Source organism: Microbacterium sp. NPDC078814 (genome assembly GCF_040702645.1).
GTDB lineage: Bacteria > Actinomycetota > Actinomycetes > Actinomycetales > Microbacteriaceae > Microbacterium.
In genome coordinates this window covers 57,732-72,994 of the sequence record NZ_JBFBLT010000001.1, presented here as the reverse complement: position 1 = coordinate 72,994, position 15,263 = coordinate 57,732, and the positions used below count along the sequence as shown (strand labels likewise).

The window sequence follows — 15,263 nt, the reverse complement described above, 5'->3', positions numbered from 1 at the left end:
CGGTCAGTCGGCCTCGACGTAGACCGTCGGGATCGCGGGGTCGGACTTGCTGAGCGCGAGGGCGCGCACCGGCAGCTCTTCGCGGATGCGCAGGTGGTGTGCGCGAGCAGCGGCGGTCCCTGCAGCACCCTCGAAGGCGCTGTCGATCTCCCCGCCGTCGACGAGGGTCACCTGGAGCGGGCGTCCGTCCGGGTGCTCGGCAGGCGTGTCGAGTGCTTCGAACCCGTCGGAGACGACGACCGTCTCCGCCGCGGCGACTCCGTCGCTGAGCGTGCGGAACGCCGCCTTGCGGCCGCCGAACGAGGCCTTGTCGGCGGACGCCTTGGCGACCCCGATCCACGAGCCGTCGGCATCCTGCCGGGCCACGAGCTTGTAGACCATGCTCGCGGTGGGATATCCGGAACCCGTCACGACGGACGTGCCCACGCCGTACGCGTCCACGGGCGACGCGGCGAGAGCGGCGATCGCGTACTCGTCGAGATCGCTCGTGACCGTGATGCGGGTCTCGGTGGCGCCGAGCTCGTCGAGCTGTGCGCGCACCTCTGCGGCGACGATCGGAAGGTCACCGGAGTCGATGCGGACGCCGCCCAGCCCGGTCCCGGCCACCCGGATCGCGGTCTCGACGCCGGTGCGGATGTCATAGGTGTCCACGAGGAGGGTGGTGTCCACGCCCATGCTCTCGACCTGCGCGCGGAAGGCGTCCTCCTCGCTGTCATGCAGCAGGGTCCACGAGTGGGCGGCGGTGCCCATGGTCGGGATGCCCCAGGAGCGACCGGCCTCGAGGTTGCTCGTGGCGCCGAAGCCGGCGATGTAGGCCGCCCGCGCCGCGGCCACGGCGGAGCGCTCCGCCGCGCGGCGCGAGCCCATCTCGGCGAGCGGTCGCTCCCCGGCGGCGATGCTCATGCGCGCGGCGGCGGTGGCGACGGCGGAGTCGTGGTTGAGTACGCTCAGCGCCAGCGTCTCCAGGACCACCGCGTCCGCGAACGAACCCTCGACCGTGAGGATGGGCGACCCGGGGAAGTAGAGCTCGCCCTCGCGGTAGCCGCGGACGGTCCCGGTGAAACGGTAGCGCTCCAGGGAGGCGAGGGTCTCGGCGTCGACGACGCGCTCGTCGCGGAGGAAGCGCAACTCGTCGTCCCCGAAGCGGAAGTCACGGAGCAACCCGAGCAGCCGCCCGGTGCCGGCCACGACGCCGAAACGGCGTCCGCCGGAGAGACGCCGGGAGAAGAGCTCGAAGACGCTCGGTCGGGACGCGGTGCCGTCCCGGAGCGAGGCGGCGAGCATCGTGAGCTCGTAACGGTCGGTGAGCAGCGCCGTCGACGTGGTCATGCGCTCAGCTTAGTGAGCGCCGCGATGCACGCGGCGCCGCGCACGCGGGTAGGCTTGGGGGTCATGAACGACGCGCCGATCGGGATCTTCGACTCCGGTGTCGGCGGGCTCACGGTGGCCAGGGCCATCCGGGCCCAGCTGCCCCGCGAATCGTTCGTCTACATCGGCGACACCGCGCACTCGCCGTACGGCCCCAAGCCCATCGCCGACGTGCGCCGCTACGCGCTCGAGGTGCTGGACACGCTGGTCGACCAGGGCGTGAAGATGCTCGTGATCGCCTGCAACACCGCGTCCGCGGCCATGCTGCGCGATGCGCGCGAGCGCTACGACGTGCCCGTCGTCGAGGTGATCGGTCCGGCCGTGCGACGCGCGGTCTCGACGACGAGGAACGGCCGGGTCGGCGTGATCGGCACCGTCGGCACCATCGGCTCGCGGGCCTACCAGGACATGCTCGAGGTGAACGAGCGCCTGCAGGTGTTCACGGCGGCCTGCCCCCGGTTCGTCGAGTTCGTCGAGGCCGGCGTGACCGGGACCCCCGAGGTGCTCGCCGTGGCCGAGGAGTACCTCGCGCCGCTGCGGGAGGCCGACGTGGACACGCTCGTCCTCGGCTGCACGCACTATCCGTTCCTCCGTGGTGCCATCAGCTACGTCATGGGGGAGGGCGTGACCCTGGTCTCCAGCGACGACGAGACCGCGGGCGACGTGTACCGCCAGCTCGTGCGCGGCGATCTGCTGGCGCCGCCCGACGCCACCGCGACCTACGTGTACGAGGCCACGGGCGACTCCGCCGACGACTTCACGGCGCTCGCGAACCGGCTCATGGGCCGTGAGGTGCGCGACGTGCAGCTCGTCCAGACCGGCGTCATCACGCTTCCCGATTCCGCCCTCGACGCGCGCTGAGCCCGTCGCTCCATCCCCGACCGAGAGAAGCACATGACCGACATCGTCCGCGCCGACGGCCGTTCCACCTCGCAGCTCCGCGAGATCACCATCGAGCGCGGCTGGAGCGCGCAGGCCGAGGGCTCGGCTCTCATCAGCTTCGGCGGGACGAAGGTGCTGTGCACCGCCTCGTTCACGAACGGCGTGCCCCGGTGGCTCACCGGCAAGGGCAAGGGCTGGGTCACGGCGGAGTACGCGATGCTCCCGCGCGCGACGAACAGCCGCAACGACCGGGAGAGCGTGAAGGGGCGCATCGGCGGCCGCACGCACGAGATCTCCCGCCTCATCGGACGCGCTCTCCGCGCCGTCGTCGACACCAAGGCGCTGGGCGAGAACACCATCGTCATCGACTGCGACGTGCTCCAGGCCGACGGCGGCACTCGCACGGCGGCGATCACCGGCGCCTACGTCGCCCTGGCCGATGCCATCGAATGGGGCCGGGACAAGAAGTTCATCGGCAAGAACTCGACGCCGCTGCTCGACTCGGTCTCCGCGGTGTCGGTCGGCATCGTCGACGGGGAGCCGATGCTCGACCTCGCCTACGTCGAGGACGTGCGGGCCGAGACCGACATGAACGTCGTCGTGACCGGCCGCGGCCTGTTCGTCGAGGTGCAGGGCACGGCCGAGGGAGCGCCGTTCGACAAGCGCGAGCTCGACGCGCTCCTCGACCTCGGGGTCGCCGGCTGCGCGGAGCTGAAGGACCGGCAGCTCGCCGCTCTGGCGGGAGCCTGAGCATGCGCGTCGTCCTCGCGACCCACAACCCGCACAAGGTCGCGGAGTTCCAGCAGATCGTCCAGCAGACGCGGCCCGACCTGGAGGTCGTCGGCTATGACGGTCCCGAGCCGGTCGAGGACGGGGTGACGTTCGCCGAGAACGCGCTCCTCAAGGCGCGAGCGGCCGCCGCGCACACCGGCCTCGCGGCGCTCGCCGACGACTCCGGCATCTGCGTGGACGTGCTCGGCGGGTCGCCCGGGGTGTTCTCGGCGTACTGGGCAGGACAGAAGAAGGACGCCACGGCGAATCTGGAGCTGCTGCTCGACCAGCTGCGTGACATCGCCGACCCGCATCGCTCGGCGCACTTCACCTCGACCATCGCCCTCGTCCTCCCGGACGGTCGCGAGCACGTCGTCGAGGGGATCTGGCCCGGACGCCTCGCCCACGAAGCCTCCGGGGGCGGCGGTTTCGGCTACGACCCGATCTTCATCCCGGACGGCCAGCCCGACGGCGCGGAGCGCACCGTGGGGGAGTTCACGGCGGAGGAGAAGCAGTCGCAGTCGCATCGCGCCCGCGCCTTCACGGCGCTCGTGCCGCTGCTCGCCGCGCTCTGAGGATCCCGCAGAAGAACCCCTGCTGACGGTGAGAATCGTTACTGTTCCCGACTAGGCGGAAACGGCCTCTCCGCACCCGATGCCGGGCTAGCCTGGGGGCATGCACGATCACGCGCCCGCGCCCGGCGGTCTCCGTTCGGCGAGCAGCCGTCGCCTGCTCGCGATCTCGCTGACCCTCACGGCGACCGTGATGATCGTGCAGGTCGTCGGAGCCCTCCTCACGGGCTCGCTCGCGCTGCTCGCGGACGCCGCGCACATGTTCACGGACGCCTCGGCGCTCGTGATCGCCCTCATCGCCGCGACCGTGGCGGCGCGTCCTGCGGACGACCGCCGGACGTTCGGCTACCAGCGGGCCGAGGTGTTCGGCGCCCTCATCAACGCGGTCATCCTCATCGCCCTCGCCACCGTCGTCGCCGTGCAGGGGGTGCAGCGGCTGCTGAACCCCTCCGAGGTCGAGGTCGCCGGTGGGCTGATGCTCGTCGTCGCGGTCGTCGGCCTCGTCGCCAACGCGGTGTCGATGTGGCTGCTCAGCCGGGCCCAGCGCACGAACCTGAACGTGCGGGGCGCCTACCTCGAGGTGATGGGCGACCTGCTCGGCTCGCTCATGGTCATCATCGCGGCGGGCGTGATCCTCGTGACGGGCTGGATGCCGGCCGACGCGCTCGCCTCGCTGTTCATCGCGGCGATGATCATCCCGCGGGCGTTCGTGCTGCTCAAGGAGGTGTTCTCCGTGCTCGCCGAGTCGGCCCCGAAGGGCATGGCCGTCGGCGAGATCCGCACCCACCTGCTCGGCTACGACGGCGTCGTCGGGGTCCACGACGTGCACGTGTGGCAGCTCACCCGCGGGGCGCCCGTCTTCACCGCGCACGTCAGCGTGCGACCGGACCTGCTGGCGGACGGCCGCTCGGCGGCGCTGCTGTCGGAGATGCAGGCGTGCCTCGCGGATCACTTCGACGTCGCGCACTCCACGTTCCAGATCGAGCCGGCCGAGCAGAGCGACTGCGAACCGCACCACGCCTGAGCGGCGTGCCGCTCACGCCTCGACGGCGATCTCGTCGACGGTCTTGTCCGGGCGCAGACCTCGCCAACGCGCGTGCCGGAGGATGCCGTCCGGCGTCCAGTTCGCGAACTCCACCTCGCCCACGAGCTCGGGTCGCACCCACAGGGCGTCGGAGGAATCGGGTCGGGGCACGCCGTCGAGCGGTGCCCGCGGCACGCGCAGCGGCTCCAGGCGCGCGAGGAGATCGCGAAGGATCCGGTCGGTGAATCCGGTGCCCACGCGGCCGATGTAGCGGAGGTCGCCGCCCTCCGGGACCGCGAGGAGGAGAGAGCCGAGAGTGCCCTCCCGCTCGCCCTTTCCCGGGCGGATGCCGACGATCACCGCCTCCTGCATGCGGGTGTTCTTGAGCTTGAGCCAGGAGGGCGAGCGCTGGCCGGCGCGGTACCGCGACGCGGGATCCTTCACGACGACGCCCTCCAGACCGAACTCCTCGCTCGCCGCCAGTGCCGCGTCCACGTCGTCGAAGACGGGTGGGACCTGGATGGGCGCGTCGACTCCCGCCACGATGTCGCTCAGGAGCGTGCGGCGCTCGCGGAGCGGCATCCCGGTGAGGTCGTGGCCGTCGAGGCGGAGTAGGTCGAACAGCATGTAGACGACGGGTGTGCGCACCACCTCGCGCTCGATCTCCCGGGGCCGGGTGAGGTGCATGCGGTTCTGCAGCAGGGAGAAGCTCGGCCGGGCGGCGCTGTCGAAGGCGACGATCTCCCCGTCGACGATCGCCTCGTCGACCGGGAGGAACGGGGCGCCGTCGGCCGTCAGCTCGGGGTAGCGGGCGGTGATGTCGGTGCCGCGACGGGCGTGCAGCGACATGTGCCCGTCGCGCCAGGTGCCGATCGCACGGATGCCGTCCCACTTCACCTCCACCCAGGACGGGGTGCTGAGGTTTCGAGCGATCGCGGGGGTGCCGTTCTCGGCGAGCATCGGGGCGAGGGAGGGGAGGGTGGCCCCGGCGGGTGACGGTGCGGGCGCGGCGAGGGGCCGTCCGCGGCGGGTGGGGGCGGGGGCCGCCGCCCGGATCGCGGGAGCCGGGGTCGGGGCGGGCGCGTTCGAGGGCAGAGCCGGAGCGTCGGGGCGGAGCGACGAGAGGGGGTCGAACCCGGCAGCCGCGCGTGCGAGCACGTCGTCCAGTTCGAGGTGGGCGAGCCCCGGGTCGTCGAGCTCCTCCCACGTGCGCGGCGCCGCGACGCCGGGGCGGGCGCGCCCGCGCAGGGAGTACGGGGAGATCGTCGTCTTCTTGCCGTTGTTCTGGCTCCAGTCGAGGAACACCTTGCCCCCGCGCACGGCCTTGGACATGACGCTCGTCGCCAGGTCCGGGTGGTCGTTCTCGATGATGCGGGCCAGTTCTTTGACCACGGCGGAGACCTCGGCGCTGGTCTGTTCGCCGGGCAGGGACGCGTAGAGGTGGATGCCCTTGCTGCCGCTCGTCACGGGCAGGGGGTCGAGGCCCATGCCGGTGAGGAGCGTCCTGGCGATCCGGGCGACCTCGGCGCACTGCGCGAGGTCGGCGCCGGGTCCGGGGTCGAGGTCGAGCACAAGACGGTCCGGGCGACCGGGCAGGCCCTCCGGGGTGAACCGCCATTGCGGCACGTGCAGCTCGATCGCGGCGACCTGCGCGAGCCACACGAGCGTGGGAACGCCCTCCACCAGCGGATACGCCTTGGGGCCGTCGGAGTGCTGGATGTCCTGCCGCGGGATCCAGTCCGGAGCCCCGGGCTCGAGCTGCTTCGTGAAGAAGGAGTCTTCCGGGGCGGCGGCGGTGCCGACCCCCTCGACCCAGCGCTTGCGGGTGACCGGGCGGCCGTCGAGGAGGGGCAGGAGCAGGGGCGCGATGGCGGTGTAGTAGGCGATGACCTCGCCCTTGGTCGTGCCCGTCTCCGGATAGACGACCTTGTCGAGGTTGGTCACGCGCAGTCGTCGGCCGTCGACCTGTACGACCTGCGCCTCTCCCACCATGGAGCCAGCGTAGTCAAGGGGTGGTCGTGACGGGTGGGGCTGGTGTCTACTGGTGTGATGAGGACGATCTGGAAGGGCGCCCTGACGTTCGGGCTGGTGAACGTGCCGGTCAAGGTGTACTCCGCGACCGAGGACCACGACGTGCCGCTGCATCAGGTGCACGACAAGGACGGCGGCCGCATCCGCTACCAGCGGACGTGCGAGGTGTGCGGCGAGACGGTCGCCTACTCCGACATCGACCGCGCCTACGTCGACGACGGGCAGACGGTCGTGCTCACCAAGGACGACCTCGCCGCGCTGCCGGCGGAGAAGAGCCGCGAGATCGACGTGGTGGAGTTCGTGCCCTCCGAACAGGTCGATCCGCTCACCCTCGACAAGCCGTACTACCTGGAGCCCGACTCGAAGTCGCCCAAGGCGTACGTGCTGCTGCGCAAGACCCTGGAGCAGACCGACCGAACAGCGATCGTGCGGTTCACGCTGCGCCAGAAGACGCGCCTCGCCGCCCTGCGCGTGCGGGGCAAGGTGCTCGTGCTCCAGACGCTCCTGTGGTCGGACGAGGTCCGCGAGGCGGAGTTCCCGTCCCTCGACGAGGACGTGCGGATCTCGAAGAAGGAGCTGGAGCTGTCGTCTTCGCTCGTGGACAGCTACTCGGCCGACTTCGACCCCGAGGAGTTCGTCGACGAGTACCAGAAGGAGCTCCGCACCCTCATCGACGCGAAGATCGAGGCCGGGGAGACGTTCGATGTGGCCGAGACGTTCGGCGGCGACGGCGAGAAGGCGGCGGACGGCGGCGAGGTCATCGACCTGATGGAGGCGCTGCGCGCGAGCGTGGCCCGCTCCAAGGAGAAGCGCTCGAAGAACGCGGGCTGACCCGCGACGGGATCAGTGCTTGCCGTCGCCGTCGAGGTCGGGGGCCCGGTCGAACACGTCGGCGTCGAGGACGAGCTCCTCCGCCTCCTCGTGGTCGGTCACGACGTCTTCGCCCGCGGCCGCGGCCTTCTTCGCCTTGTGGCGCTCGGTGAGGTAGTGCCACAGGGTGACGATCGCCGTACCGCCGACGGCGATGAGCAGGATGATGTCGATGTACTCGACGACGAGGTGCCGGATCCACGGGATGTAGGCGATGAGGTAGCCGACCATCGTGAGGCCGAAGCCCCAGATCATCGCTCCGATGAAGTTGTAGAGCGAGTAGCGCCGCCAGGGCATGTGGCCCACGCCGGCGGCGACCGGAGCGAACGTGCGAACGATCGGCACGAAGCGCGCGAGGATCACGGTGAGTCCGCCGAAGCGCTCGAAGAACGCGTTGGTGCGCTCGACGTTCTTCCTGCTGAACAGGCCGGATTCCTTGCGTTCGAACACCGCGGGGCCGCCCTTGTGCCCGATGACGTAGCCGACCTCGCCGCCGATGAACGCCGAGAGGGCGATGAGCAGCGAGACGACCCAGATGTTCACGCCGAAGACGTTGCTCGTGTGGGTCAGCAGGCCCGCGATGATGAGCAGCGTGTCACCGGGCAGGAGGAAGCCGACCAGCAGACCGGTCTCGGCGAAGATGATGAAGCAGACCACGAGGAGCGCCCACGGACCCGCCGCCCCGATGATCGTCTGCGGATCGAGCCACGGGATGAGCGCGGTGGGGGCGTGCAGCATGCTTTCGAGCACTGGCGGGATTCCCGTCGGTCGTGAGGTGTCGGCGGTGTAGCGATGCGGGCGCCGAAGCACCCGTCGTGCGGAAGGTGGGACTTGAACCCACACGCCCTGGGGCACAGGAACCTAAATCCTGCGTGTCTGCCAATTCCACCACTCCCGCGCGGTGGCTTCAGTCTACTGACCCGCGCGCTGTTCGACCCTGGGGATCGTCCCGCAGTTCCGCGCCGTCACGCAGGGCGATGACGCTCCAGCCGGACGACGGCGACGAGGACTCCCGCCGCGAGCGCACCGAGTCCGCCCATCGCCATGTCGCCGATGGTGTCCTCGTAGGTGACGAAGATCTCGTCGGTGATGAAGGTGCGTCCCGCCCACTCGATCATCTCCCACACGGCGCTGGCCGCGAGCCCGATGACGGTGCAGAGGACGATCGGGATGCGCGGTCGGAACGCCGGCGACTCCTGCGCGGTGACGATGCCGAGGCGGGAGAGCACGAGGTAGCCGGTGGCGGCGAGGGCGCCTGTGCAGACGAAGTGCACGACGAGGTCCCACCCGGTGAGCGTGCGGTACAGGTCGAACACGTTGCTCGCCGCCGCGATGAGCACGATCAGGCCGATCGTGAGGTCGATGCCGCCGCGCATCCCGAGGACGCGGGGGAGCATGAGGGCGGGAAGAGCGAGCGCGAGGATGCCGGCGTCGGTCGGGGTCGACCAGATCGCCGCGACGAGGACGCTGAGGATGCCGATCACCCGGACGGCGTCGGCGCCGTACTCCGCGACGGACTGCGGCGGGCGGAGGAAGTCCTCCTTCATGCGGGCTCCTCGGGTGCGGCAGCGGGGGCGAGATCGATCAGGGCGTGCACGGGGAGGTGATCCGACGGCCAGCCCCCTCCATACTGGCGGGCGTCGATGCCCACCCGGCGCACGGAAAGCGCGGGGGAGACGAGGATGCCGTCGATGCGGCGTCCGCGGCGGGGCGACCGGTAGCCGGCGAACGTGCTCCAGGCGGGGGTGCGGCGGGACACGGCGGCCGTCCACGAATCGCGGAGGACGCCGTCGGCTTCCAGGGCGCGCCACGGTGCCGAGCCCGCGGCGGCGTTGACGTCCGCGAGGAGGATGACGGGTGTCGCAGAGGCGACGGCGAGGTCGTGCACCGCCTGCGCCTGACGGAGCCGCGCCCACGGCGAGAACGCGTCGAGGTGGGTGTTGAGCACGGTGACGGGGGCGTCCGTGCGGCGGTCGCGGAAGGATGCCTCCACCGCCACCCGCGGCGCGACGCTCAGCCAGGAGCGGGAACCAGGGCGATCGGGGGTGCGGGAGAGCGCGACCTGTCGCCAGGTGCGCAGCTCCAGCCGGTCGGCGTCGTAGAAGAGGGGACAGCCCTCGCCGCGGGGTCCGGGGAGGCGGCCGTGGCCGACGCGGCGGAACGACGGGCCGAGCGCGGCGGAGACGGCGGCGGCCTGCGCGGGAAGGGCCTCCTGCACACCGAGGACGTCCGGCCGCTCGGTGCGCAGGAGCGCGGTCAGCCGGGGGCGTCGGATCTCCCAGCGGTCGGCGCGCGGCCAGGCGAGGGCACCGAGGTCGCGGCGGATGTTGAGGGACATGACGTGCAGCTCGGTGGCGGATGGTGTTCCGAGGAGCGGGGCGGTCATCGGCGGGCTCCGGGCGCGGGAACGCCGAGGCGGTGCAGTACCCGGCGTAGCACGAGCCGCACCCAGCGCACAGGAGGGAAGTCCTCCGGCCAGTGCACGAGGACGGTGCGGGCGCCGATCCGGGCCCGGCGGGCGAAAGAGCGGCCGCTGCCGAACGGGCGCATGGAGATGCCCATGTCGGTGTGCAGGAGCCAGCGGATGCGGTGGCGTTCGCCGACATGGAAGGCGAGGTCGAGGTCGTCGTGGAGCGCGGCGTCGCCGTGCACGCGATCGCGGACGGCGAGCCACGTCGAGCGGCGGAGGGCGAGGTTCGACCCGAACAGTGGTGCGTGGCCGAGGGCAGAGCCGCATACGACGACGTAGGACAGCAGGTAGGCCGCCGCGAGGGGCCGGCGCAGGAACCGGGGGCCGTCGACGAAATGCGCACCGCCTGTCCAGGCGCCGACCCGCGGATCGCGTGTGCACGCGGTCGCCACCGTCTCGATCCACCGCGGCCCCGGCACGCCGTCGGCGTCGAGCCGCAGGATCACGTCGCCCGTCGCCGCGTCGTACCCGGTCGCGCTCGCCGCGGGGATGCCCGGGGTGTCGCACCGCACGACCCGTGCACCGTGCTGGGCGGCCACGGCGGCCGAATCGTCGGCCGAGGCGTTGTCCACGACGATGATCTCGTCGGGCGGGAGCGTCTGCCGGGCGAGGGCGCGGAGACACCGCCGCAGTTCCGCCGCGTCGTCCTTGACCGGAATGACCACGCTCAGGGTCGGTTCGGGGGCGGCTGGTGTGGCGCGGTGCACGTCGTCTCCTCGCAGGTCTGCTCCTCAGCCTAAGGAGCGCGACGACGGGGGACGTACCGGTTGACACCGGGGCGGGCGGCTCGATACGGCGGCGTCAGGAGGCGCTCTCGATGCAGACCGCTTGTCCCTCGACGAACGTATCGATCGCGGTCCGGCGGAGTTCCTGTTCGCGGTCGGGGTCCGCGTCGTCGCCGTTCTGGACGCCGACGCGGTAGTCGTAGAGCGCGCGCAGGTCGTCGCTCACCGCCGTCGCTGCCTCCTGCACCTCGCCGTCGACGTCCAGCTCGGCGTACTCGTCCGCGAGCTCCTTCAGGCGCTCGGTCTGCTCCGGGCTGGGCACGCCGCCGACCGTGTCCTGGGCGAAGAAGGCCTCGAGCTCCGTGTCGACGGCGGCCACGCTCTGGCACTGCAGGAGATCGGCACCCCCGGTGCAGCCTGACAGGACGAGAACGCCGAGGAGCCCGCACGAGACAGTGAACCGCTTCATGCCTGCACGGTACCGGGTGCCGGACGGCCTCCGTTCGAAGGCGGCGCATGGGGTGTGGATAACTCAAGGGGCCGGGAGGTGATCGTTGCGAGGATGCAGGGATGGAGCAGCCCGCGTCGATCATCGCCGACCTCGTGAGGCGTCGGCTGCGGACCGAGGGGGTGGATCCGGCGACGGACCCGGAGCGGGCGCGGGAGGTCGCCCGGGCGGAGGTGCGGCGTCACGATGATCGGGCGCTCGCGCGGGGCGGCATGCTGGTCGAGGACGAGGCGGCGTGCGTGCGGGACGTGCTGGCGGCGGTGAGTGGCTTCGGTGCTCTGCAGCCGCTGCTCGACGACCCGGGCATCGAGGAGGTGTGGGTCAACGGCGACGGGGTCGTGCACACGGCGCGGGGTGGGGTCGCGGAGCGGACGGCGCTGCGGTGGGACGGGGCGACGGTTCGGGATCTGGTGGAGAGGATGCTGCAGGCGACGGGGCGGCGGGTGGACATCGGGCAGCCGTTCGTCGATGCCTCGCTGCCGGACGGTTCGCGGCTGCACGTGGCGATCGCCGATACTGGTAGCGCCGATTGTTGCTGAGTTGCGTATTCAGCGGCTTCCGACTCTTCTCCCAATGAATGGTGGGGCACTGATCACCAATGATTGATCAGCGCTTGCTGTATAGTTCAGTACATGCTGACTATTGCTTCGCGCCTCGACGTCATGAACCGGCTCGGCCGGGCCATGGCGGACCCGACGCGCTCCCGGATCTTGATGACTCTGCTGAACGCCCCGAGCTATCCGGCCGTGCTCTCGCGCGAGCTGGAGCTGACCCGCTCGAACGTCTCGAACCACCTGACGTGCCTGCGTGACTGCGGGATCGTGGTCGCCGAGCCTGAGGGTCGCCAGACGCGCTACGAGATCGCTGACCCGCATCTTGCGGCTGCGCTCGTCGCGCTCGTGGATGTGACGCTGGCGGTCGATGAGCACGCGCCGTGTGTGGACTCGTCGTGCACGGTGCCGGGCTGCTGCGGTACAGGGGCGGACGCGTGAGCGCGGCGTGTAGCTGCGAGCACGAGCCTGCCACTGCGGCGGAGGATGAGACCGAAGAGGTGGAGCGGCCCTGGTGGAGGGACCGTGGGATCATGGTGCCGGTCTTCTCCGGTGTCGCGTTCCTGGCTGGTCTGATCCTTGAATGGTCCGGGCTCGAGATCCCGGCGCTCGTACTGTTCTGGATCGGCCTGCTGCTGGGCGCGTCGACGTTCACTCCTGGCGCGATTCGGAAGCTGTTCAAGGGCAAGCTCGGGATCGGGCTGCTGATGACGATCAGCGCGATCGGCGCGGTCATCCTCGGCTATGTGGAGGAGGCCGCTGCTCTGGCGTTCTTGTACTCGATTGCTGAGGCGCTTGAGGACAAGGCGATGGACCGTGCCCGTGGCGGCCTGCGGGCGCTGCTGAAGCTCGTGCCGGAGACGGCGACCGTGCTGCAGAGCGGCGTCTCTGCGCAGGTGCCGGCGAGGGAGTTGACGGTCGGCCAGGTCATGGTGGTCCGCCCGGGCGAACGGATCGCAACCGACGGGATCGTCCGCTCTGGCCGCTCAAGCCTGGACACCTCGGCGATCACCGGGGAGTCGATCCCCGTCGAGGTCGAGCCCGGGGACGCGGTGTCGGCCGGCGCGATTAACAGCTCCGGCGTGCTGGAGGTCGAGGCGACCGCGGCCGGTACCGATAACTCGCTTACGACGATCGTGGAGTTGGTCGAGAAAGCGCAGACGGAGAAGGGCGAGCGTGCGCGTCTCGCGGACCGGATCGCCCGCCCGCTCGTACCCGGTGTGCTGATTCTCGCAGCGCTCGTCGCGATCATTGGGTCACTGCTGGGCGACCCGGAGGTATGGATCACTCGTGCGCTCGTCGTGCTGGTAGCGGCCTCTCCGTGCGCGCTGGCGATCTCGGTGCCGTTGACGGTCGTTGCCGCGATCGGCGCGGCGAGCAAGTTCGGCGTGATCATCAAGTCCGGCGCGGTCTTCGAGCGCTTCGGCACGGTCCGGCACGTCGCGGTCGACAAGACCGGCACCCTGACCCGTAACGAGCCCGCGGTCACCGCGGTCCTCACTGCGAACGGCATTGCCGAGGAGCAGGCGCTGGCTTGGGCGGCGGCTCTGGAGCAGCACAGCACGCATCCCCTTGCGGCGGCGATCACCGCTGCAGCCCCGGGTGTTCCCGTGGCCGCGGATGTGACCGAGCAGGCCGGGCACGGCATCGACGGCACCGTCGATGGCGCTCGTATCACGGTCGGCAGCCCCCGCTGGCTCGACGCCGGCGAGCTCGGCGACCGGGTTGCAGGGCTTGAGGAGCAGGGCATGACTGTCGTGATCGTGCACCGCGACGAGGCACCGGTCGCGGCGATCGGCGTCCGCGACGAGCTGCGTCCGGAAGTCCCCGAGGTGGTCCGCACGCTTGCGGATCAGGGCGTCGGCATGACGATGCTCACCGGGGACAACGCCCGCACCGCTCGTGCGCTGGCTGCGCAGGCCGGGATCGCTGATGTGCGCGCGGAGCTGCGCCCTGAGGACAAGGCGACCGCGATCGGCGAGTTGTCGAAGGCGGGATCGGTCGCGATGATCGGTGACGGCATCAACGACGCCCCGGCCCTGGCGTCCGCGGACATCGGCATCGCGATGGGAGCGACCGGCTCCGATGCGGCGATCGAGTCTGCGGACGTGGCCTTCACGGGTCATGATCTGCGGCTCATCCCGCGGGCGTTCGATCACGCGCGGCGGGGCCGGCGGATCATCAACCAGAACATCATCCTGTCCCTGCTGATCATCACCGCACTGCTCCCGCTCGCGCTCTTCGGGGTCCTGGGGCTCGCGGCTGTCGTCCTGGTCCACGAGGTCGCGGAGGTCATCGTGATCCTCAACGGCCTGCGCGCCGCACGCACCCGCACACCACGAATGGAAAGCTGATGCTCGCAACCATCGGGTCGGCGATCGGCCTGTTCGCGGCGACCAACATCGACGACATCGTCGTGCTCACCGTGCTGTTCCTCGCCTCCAGCCGGGGAAAGCCGCGACCGTGGCAGATCGTCGCAGGCCAGTACCTCGGGTTCATCACACTCGTCGTGATCAGCGTGATCGCCGCGCTCGGTCTCACGATCGTCCCGGACGAATGGGTCGGCTTCCTGGGTCTGATCCCGCTCGGCATCGGCATCTGGACGCTCATTCGCGGCCTGCGCCGTAACGGCGACGACGATGATGACGACTCCAAGATCACCGCGGTCGGACTATGGGGGGTCGCCGGGATCACGATCGCCAACGGGGCCGACAACATCTCCCTCTACACGCCGATCTTCCGCACCAGCTCGTCCGGCGACGTCGCGGTCATGATCGTCGTGTTCCTGATCCTCGTCGCCGTCTGGTGCGCTGCCGGGCGACTGATCGGCACCCACAAGGCCGTCACCGAAACGCTCGAACGTGTCGAGCACTGGCTCGTCCCCGTCGTGTTCATCGGCCTGGGCCTGTTCATCCTCATTGAATCCGGCGTTATCGTCCGTCTCTTCGAGGCCCTCGCATGACCCCGGACACGAATACCGACGTTGAGTCGGCATCGGCGTCGGGAGAGCGTCCGCAGAGAGGACGCTGGCGGCTCACTGCCTGGGCGCTTCTGATCGCCGTGGTCGTCGTCGTGATCGATCAGGGAACGAAAGTGTGGGCCGAGGCCACCCTGTCGGAGCACGAGCGCATCCCGCTGATCGGCGACCTGTTGGGCCTGCAGCTCGCGTACAACCCCGGCGCGGCGTTCTCCTTCGGGGAGAGCTTCACCTGGGTGTTCGCTCTCATCGCCGTCGCGGCCACGGCCACCGCGATCGTGTTCGCGTTCCGGGTCCGACGCCCCGGGTGGGCGATCGTGATCGGTGCGCTCGGCGGGGCCGCTGCTTCGCACGCCGGCGACCGGCTTTTCCGCCAACCAGGATTCGCCCGGGGGCACGTCGTCGACTTCCTCGCCTACGGCAACTGGTTCATCGGGAACCTCGCCGACATCGTGATCGTCACCGCTACGATTGCCGGAGCGCTCCTGATGCTCCGCGGCACCGAGAACTGAGA

17 protein-coding genes and 1 tRNA gene are annotated in these 15,263 nt (G+C 70.5%); 10 read left to right on the top strand and 8 right to left on the bottom strand.

Annotated features, from left to right (window positions below; all coding sequences use genetic code 11):
• Positions 1 to 3 precede the first annotated feature (3 nt).
• The gene (locus AB0300_RS00400) at positions 4 to 1,329 is read right to left on the bottom strand and encodes a nicotinate phosphoribosyltransferase (RefSeq protein WP_366215261.1); all 1,326 of its coding nucleotides are present in this window, start codon (positions 1,327 to 1,329) and stop codon (positions 4 to 6) included.
• A 63-nt stretch (positions 1,330 to 1,392) separates the two neighbouring features.
• Between AB0300_RS00400 and murI the strand changes: the two genes are divergently transcribed.
• The 4 genes from murI to AB0300_RS00380 all read left to right on the top strand — a co-directional run bounded on the left by murI (position 1,393) and on the right by AB0300_RS00380 (position 4,617).
• Entirely contained in the window at positions 1,393 to 2,229 is an 837-nt protein-coding gene (gene murI / locus AB0300_RS00395; RefSeq protein WP_060923537.1) for a glutamate racemase, read from the top strand.
• A gap of 33 nt (positions 2,230 to 2,262) precedes the next feature.
• On the top strand, positions 2,263 to 3,000 hold the full coding sequence (rph, locus tag AB0300_RS00390) for a ribonuclease PH (protein ID WP_025105317.1): 738 nt from the start codon (positions 2,263 to 2,265) through the stop codon (positions 2,998 to 3,000).
• 2 nt (positions 3,001 to 3,002) lie between these two features.
• Positions 3,003 to 3,596 (top strand): RdgB/HAM1 family non-canonical purine NTP pyrophosphatase, encoded by a 594-nt coding sequence (gene rdgB, locus AB0300_RS00385; RefSeq protein WP_085605999.1) that lies wholly within the window; start codon positions 3,003 to 3,005, stop codon positions 3,594 to 3,596.
• A 100-nt stretch (positions 3,597 to 3,696) separates the two neighbouring features.
• Positions 3,697 to 4,617: a cation diffusion facilitator family transporter gene (locus AB0300_RS00380; RefSeq protein WP_025105315.1), complete on the top strand. Its 921-nt coding sequence runs from the start codon at positions 3,697 to 3,699 to the stop codon at positions 4,615 to 4,617.
• A gap of 12 nt (positions 4,618 to 4,629) precedes the next feature.
• Here the strand turns inward: AB0300_RS00380 and ligD are convergent, their stop codons facing one another.
• Positions 4,630 to 6,609 carry a non-homologous end-joining DNA ligase gene (ligD, locus tag AB0300_RS00375; RefSeq protein WP_366215260.1) on the bottom strand — a complete coding sequence of 660 codons (1,980 nt, stop codon included), beginning with the start codon at positions 6,607 to 6,609 and terminating at the stop codon, positions 4,630 to 4,632.
• Between the two features lie 57 nt (positions 6,610 to 6,666).
• Between ligD and AB0300_RS00370 the strand changes: the two genes are divergently transcribed.
• Entirely contained in the window at positions 6,667 to 7,479 is an 813-nt protein-coding gene (locus AB0300_RS00370) for a Ku protein (RefSeq protein ID WP_025105313.1), read from the top strand.
• A 12-nt stretch (positions 7,480 to 7,491) separates the two neighbouring features.
• Here the strand turns inward: AB0300_RS00370 and AB0300_RS00365 are convergent, their stop codons facing one another.
• From AB0300_RS00365 to AB0300_RS00340, 6 genes are all read right to left on the bottom strand, one after another.
• On the bottom strand, positions 7,492 to 8,256 hold the full coding sequence (locus AB0300_RS00365; protein WP_249520872.1) for a VTT domain-containing protein: 765 nt from the start codon (positions 8,254 to 8,256) through the stop codon (positions 7,492 to 7,494).
• Between the two features lie 78 nt (positions 8,257 to 8,334).
• Positions 8,335 to 8,416 (bottom strand) — tRNA-Leu (locus AB0300_RS00360).
• A 67-nt stretch (positions 8,417 to 8,483) separates the two neighbouring features.
• Complete coding sequence (locus AB0300_RS00355; RefSeq protein ID WP_025105311.1) at positions 8,484 to 9,065, bottom strand: hypothetical protein; 582 nt, start codon at positions 9,063 to 9,065, stop codon at positions 8,484 to 8,486.
• Positions 9,062 to 9,904, bottom strand: a complete 843-nt coding sequence (locus tag AB0300_RS00350) for an endonuclease/exonuclease/phosphatase family protein (RefSeq protein ID WP_366215259.1) — start codon at positions 9,902 to 9,904, stop codon at positions 9,062 to 9,064. The genes AB0300_RS00355 and AB0300_RS00350 overlap by 4 nt, the downstream gene beginning before the upstream one ends.
• The gene (locus AB0300_RS00345; RefSeq protein WP_366215258.1) at positions 9,901 to 10,695 is read right to left on the bottom strand and encodes a glycosyltransferase family 2 protein; all 795 of its coding nucleotides are present in this window, start codon (positions 10,693 to 10,695) and stop codon (positions 9,901 to 9,903) included. The genes AB0300_RS00350 and AB0300_RS00345 overlap by 4 nt, the downstream gene beginning before the upstream one ends.
• Before the next feature lie 94 nt (positions 10,696 to 10,789).
• Entirely contained in the window at positions 10,790 to 11,182 is a 393-nt protein-coding gene (locus AB0300_RS00340) for a hypothetical protein (protein ID WP_366215257.1), read from the bottom strand.
• A 101-nt stretch (positions 11,183 to 11,283) separates the two neighbouring features.
• Here AB0300_RS00340 and AB0300_RS00335 point away from each other — a divergent pair, with 101 nt between their 5' ends.
• The 5 genes from AB0300_RS00335 to AB0300_RS00315 all read left to right on the top strand — a co-directional run bounded on the left by AB0300_RS00335 (position 11,284) and on the right by AB0300_RS00315 (position 15,261).
• On the top strand, positions 11,284 to 11,760 hold the full coding sequence (locus AB0300_RS00335; RefSeq protein ID WP_366215256.1) for a hypothetical protein: 477 nt from the start codon (positions 11,284 to 11,286) through the stop codon (positions 11,758 to 11,760).
• 93 nt (positions 11,761 to 11,853) lie between these two features.
• Positions 11,854 to 12,213, top strand: coding sequence for a metalloregulator ArsR/SmtB family transcription factor (locus tag AB0300_RS00330; protein WP_036297877.1), 360 nt, complete (start codon positions 11,854 to 11,856; stop codon positions 12,211 to 12,213).
• 92 nt (positions 12,214 to 12,305) lie between these two features.
• Positions 12,306 to 14,126: a cation-translocating P-type ATPase gene (locus AB0300_RS00325; RefSeq protein WP_231868264.1), complete on the top strand. Its 1,821-nt coding sequence runs from the start codon at positions 12,306 to 12,308 to the stop codon at positions 14,124 to 14,126.
• A complete protein-coding gene (locus tag AB0300_RS00320; protein ID WP_062636618.1) occupies positions 14,126 to 14,734 on the top strand; it encodes a cadmium resistance transporter in 609 nt (202 codons plus the stop codon). Before AB0300_RS00325 ends, AB0300_RS00320 begins: the two co-directional genes overlap by 1 nt.
• Positions 14,731 to 15,261 (top strand): signal peptidase II, encoded by a 531-nt coding sequence (locus AB0300_RS00315; RefSeq protein ID WP_036297873.1) that lies wholly within the window; start codon positions 14,731 to 14,733, stop codon positions 15,259 to 15,261. The genes AB0300_RS00320 and AB0300_RS00315 overlap by 4 nt, the downstream gene beginning before the upstream one ends.
• Positions 15,262 to 15,263 lie beyond the last annotated feature (2 nt).

Excerpts from the sequence above, each read along its gene's own strand:
- rdgB (WP_085605999.1), top strand. The coding sequence starts at position 3,003 with ATGCGCGTCGTCCTCGCGACCCACAACCCGCACAAGGTCGCGGAGTTC.
- AB0300_RS00365 (WP_249520872.1), bottom strand. The coding sequence starts at position 8,256 with ATGCTGCACGCCCCCACCGCGCTCATCCCGTGGCTCGATCCGCAGACG.
- AB0300_RS00370 (WP_025105313.1), top strand. The coding sequence starts at position 6,667 with ATGAGGACGATCTGGAAGGGCGCCCTGACGTTCGGGCTGGTGAACGTG.
- AB0300_RS00350 (WP_366215259.1), bottom strand. The coding sequence starts at position 9,904 with ATGACCGCCCCGCTCCTCGGAACACCATCCGCCACCGAGCTGCACGTC.
- AB0300_RS00380 (WP_025105315.1), top strand. The coding sequence starts at position 3,697 with ATGCACGATCACGCGCCCGCGCCCGGCGGTCTCCGTTCGGCGAGCAGC.
- AB0300_RS00355 (WP_025105311.1), bottom strand. The coding sequence starts at position 9,065 with ATGAAGGAGGACTTCCTCCGCCCGCCGCAGTCCGTCGCGGAGTACGGC.
- murI (WP_060923537.1), top strand. The coding sequence starts at position 1,393 with ATGAACGACGCGCCGATCGGGATCTTCGACTCCGGTGTCGGCGGGCTC.
- AB0300_RS00320 (WP_062636618.1), top strand. The coding sequence starts at position 14,126 with ATGCTCGCAACCATCGGGTCGGCGATCGGCCTGTTCGCGGCGACCAAC.
- AB0300_RS00335 (WP_366215256.1), top strand. The coding sequence starts at position 11,284 with ATGGAGCAGCCCGCGTCGATCATCGCCGACCTCGTGAGGCGTCGGCTG.
- AB0300_RS00325 (WP_231868264.1), top strand. The coding sequence starts at position 12,306 with ATGGTGCCGGTCTTCTCCGGTGTCGCGTTCCTGGCTGGTCTGATCCTT.
- rph (WP_025105317.1), top strand. The coding sequence starts at position 2,263 with ATGACCGACATCGTCCGCGCCGACGGCCGTTCCACCTCGCAGCTCCGC.
- AB0300_RS00315 (WP_036297873.1), top strand. The coding sequence starts at position 14,731 with ATGACCCCGGACACGAATACCGACGTTGAGTCGGCATCGGCGTCGGGA.
- AB0300_RS00330 (WP_036297877.1), top strand. The coding sequence starts at position 11,854 with ATGCTGACTATTGCTTCGCGCCTCGACGTCATGAACCGGCTCGGCCGG.
- AB0300_RS00400 (WP_366215261.1), bottom strand. The coding sequence starts at position 1,329 with ATGACCACGTCGACGGCGCTGCTCACCGACCGTTACGAGCTCACGATG.
- ligD (WP_366215260.1), bottom strand. The coding sequence starts at position 6,609 with ATGGTGGGAGAGGCGCAGGTCGTACAGGTCGACGGCCGACGACTGCGC.
- AB0300_RS00340 (WP_366215257.1), bottom strand. The coding sequence starts at position 11,182 with ATGAAGCGGTTCACTGTCTCGTGCGGGCTCCTCGGCGTTCTCGTCCTG.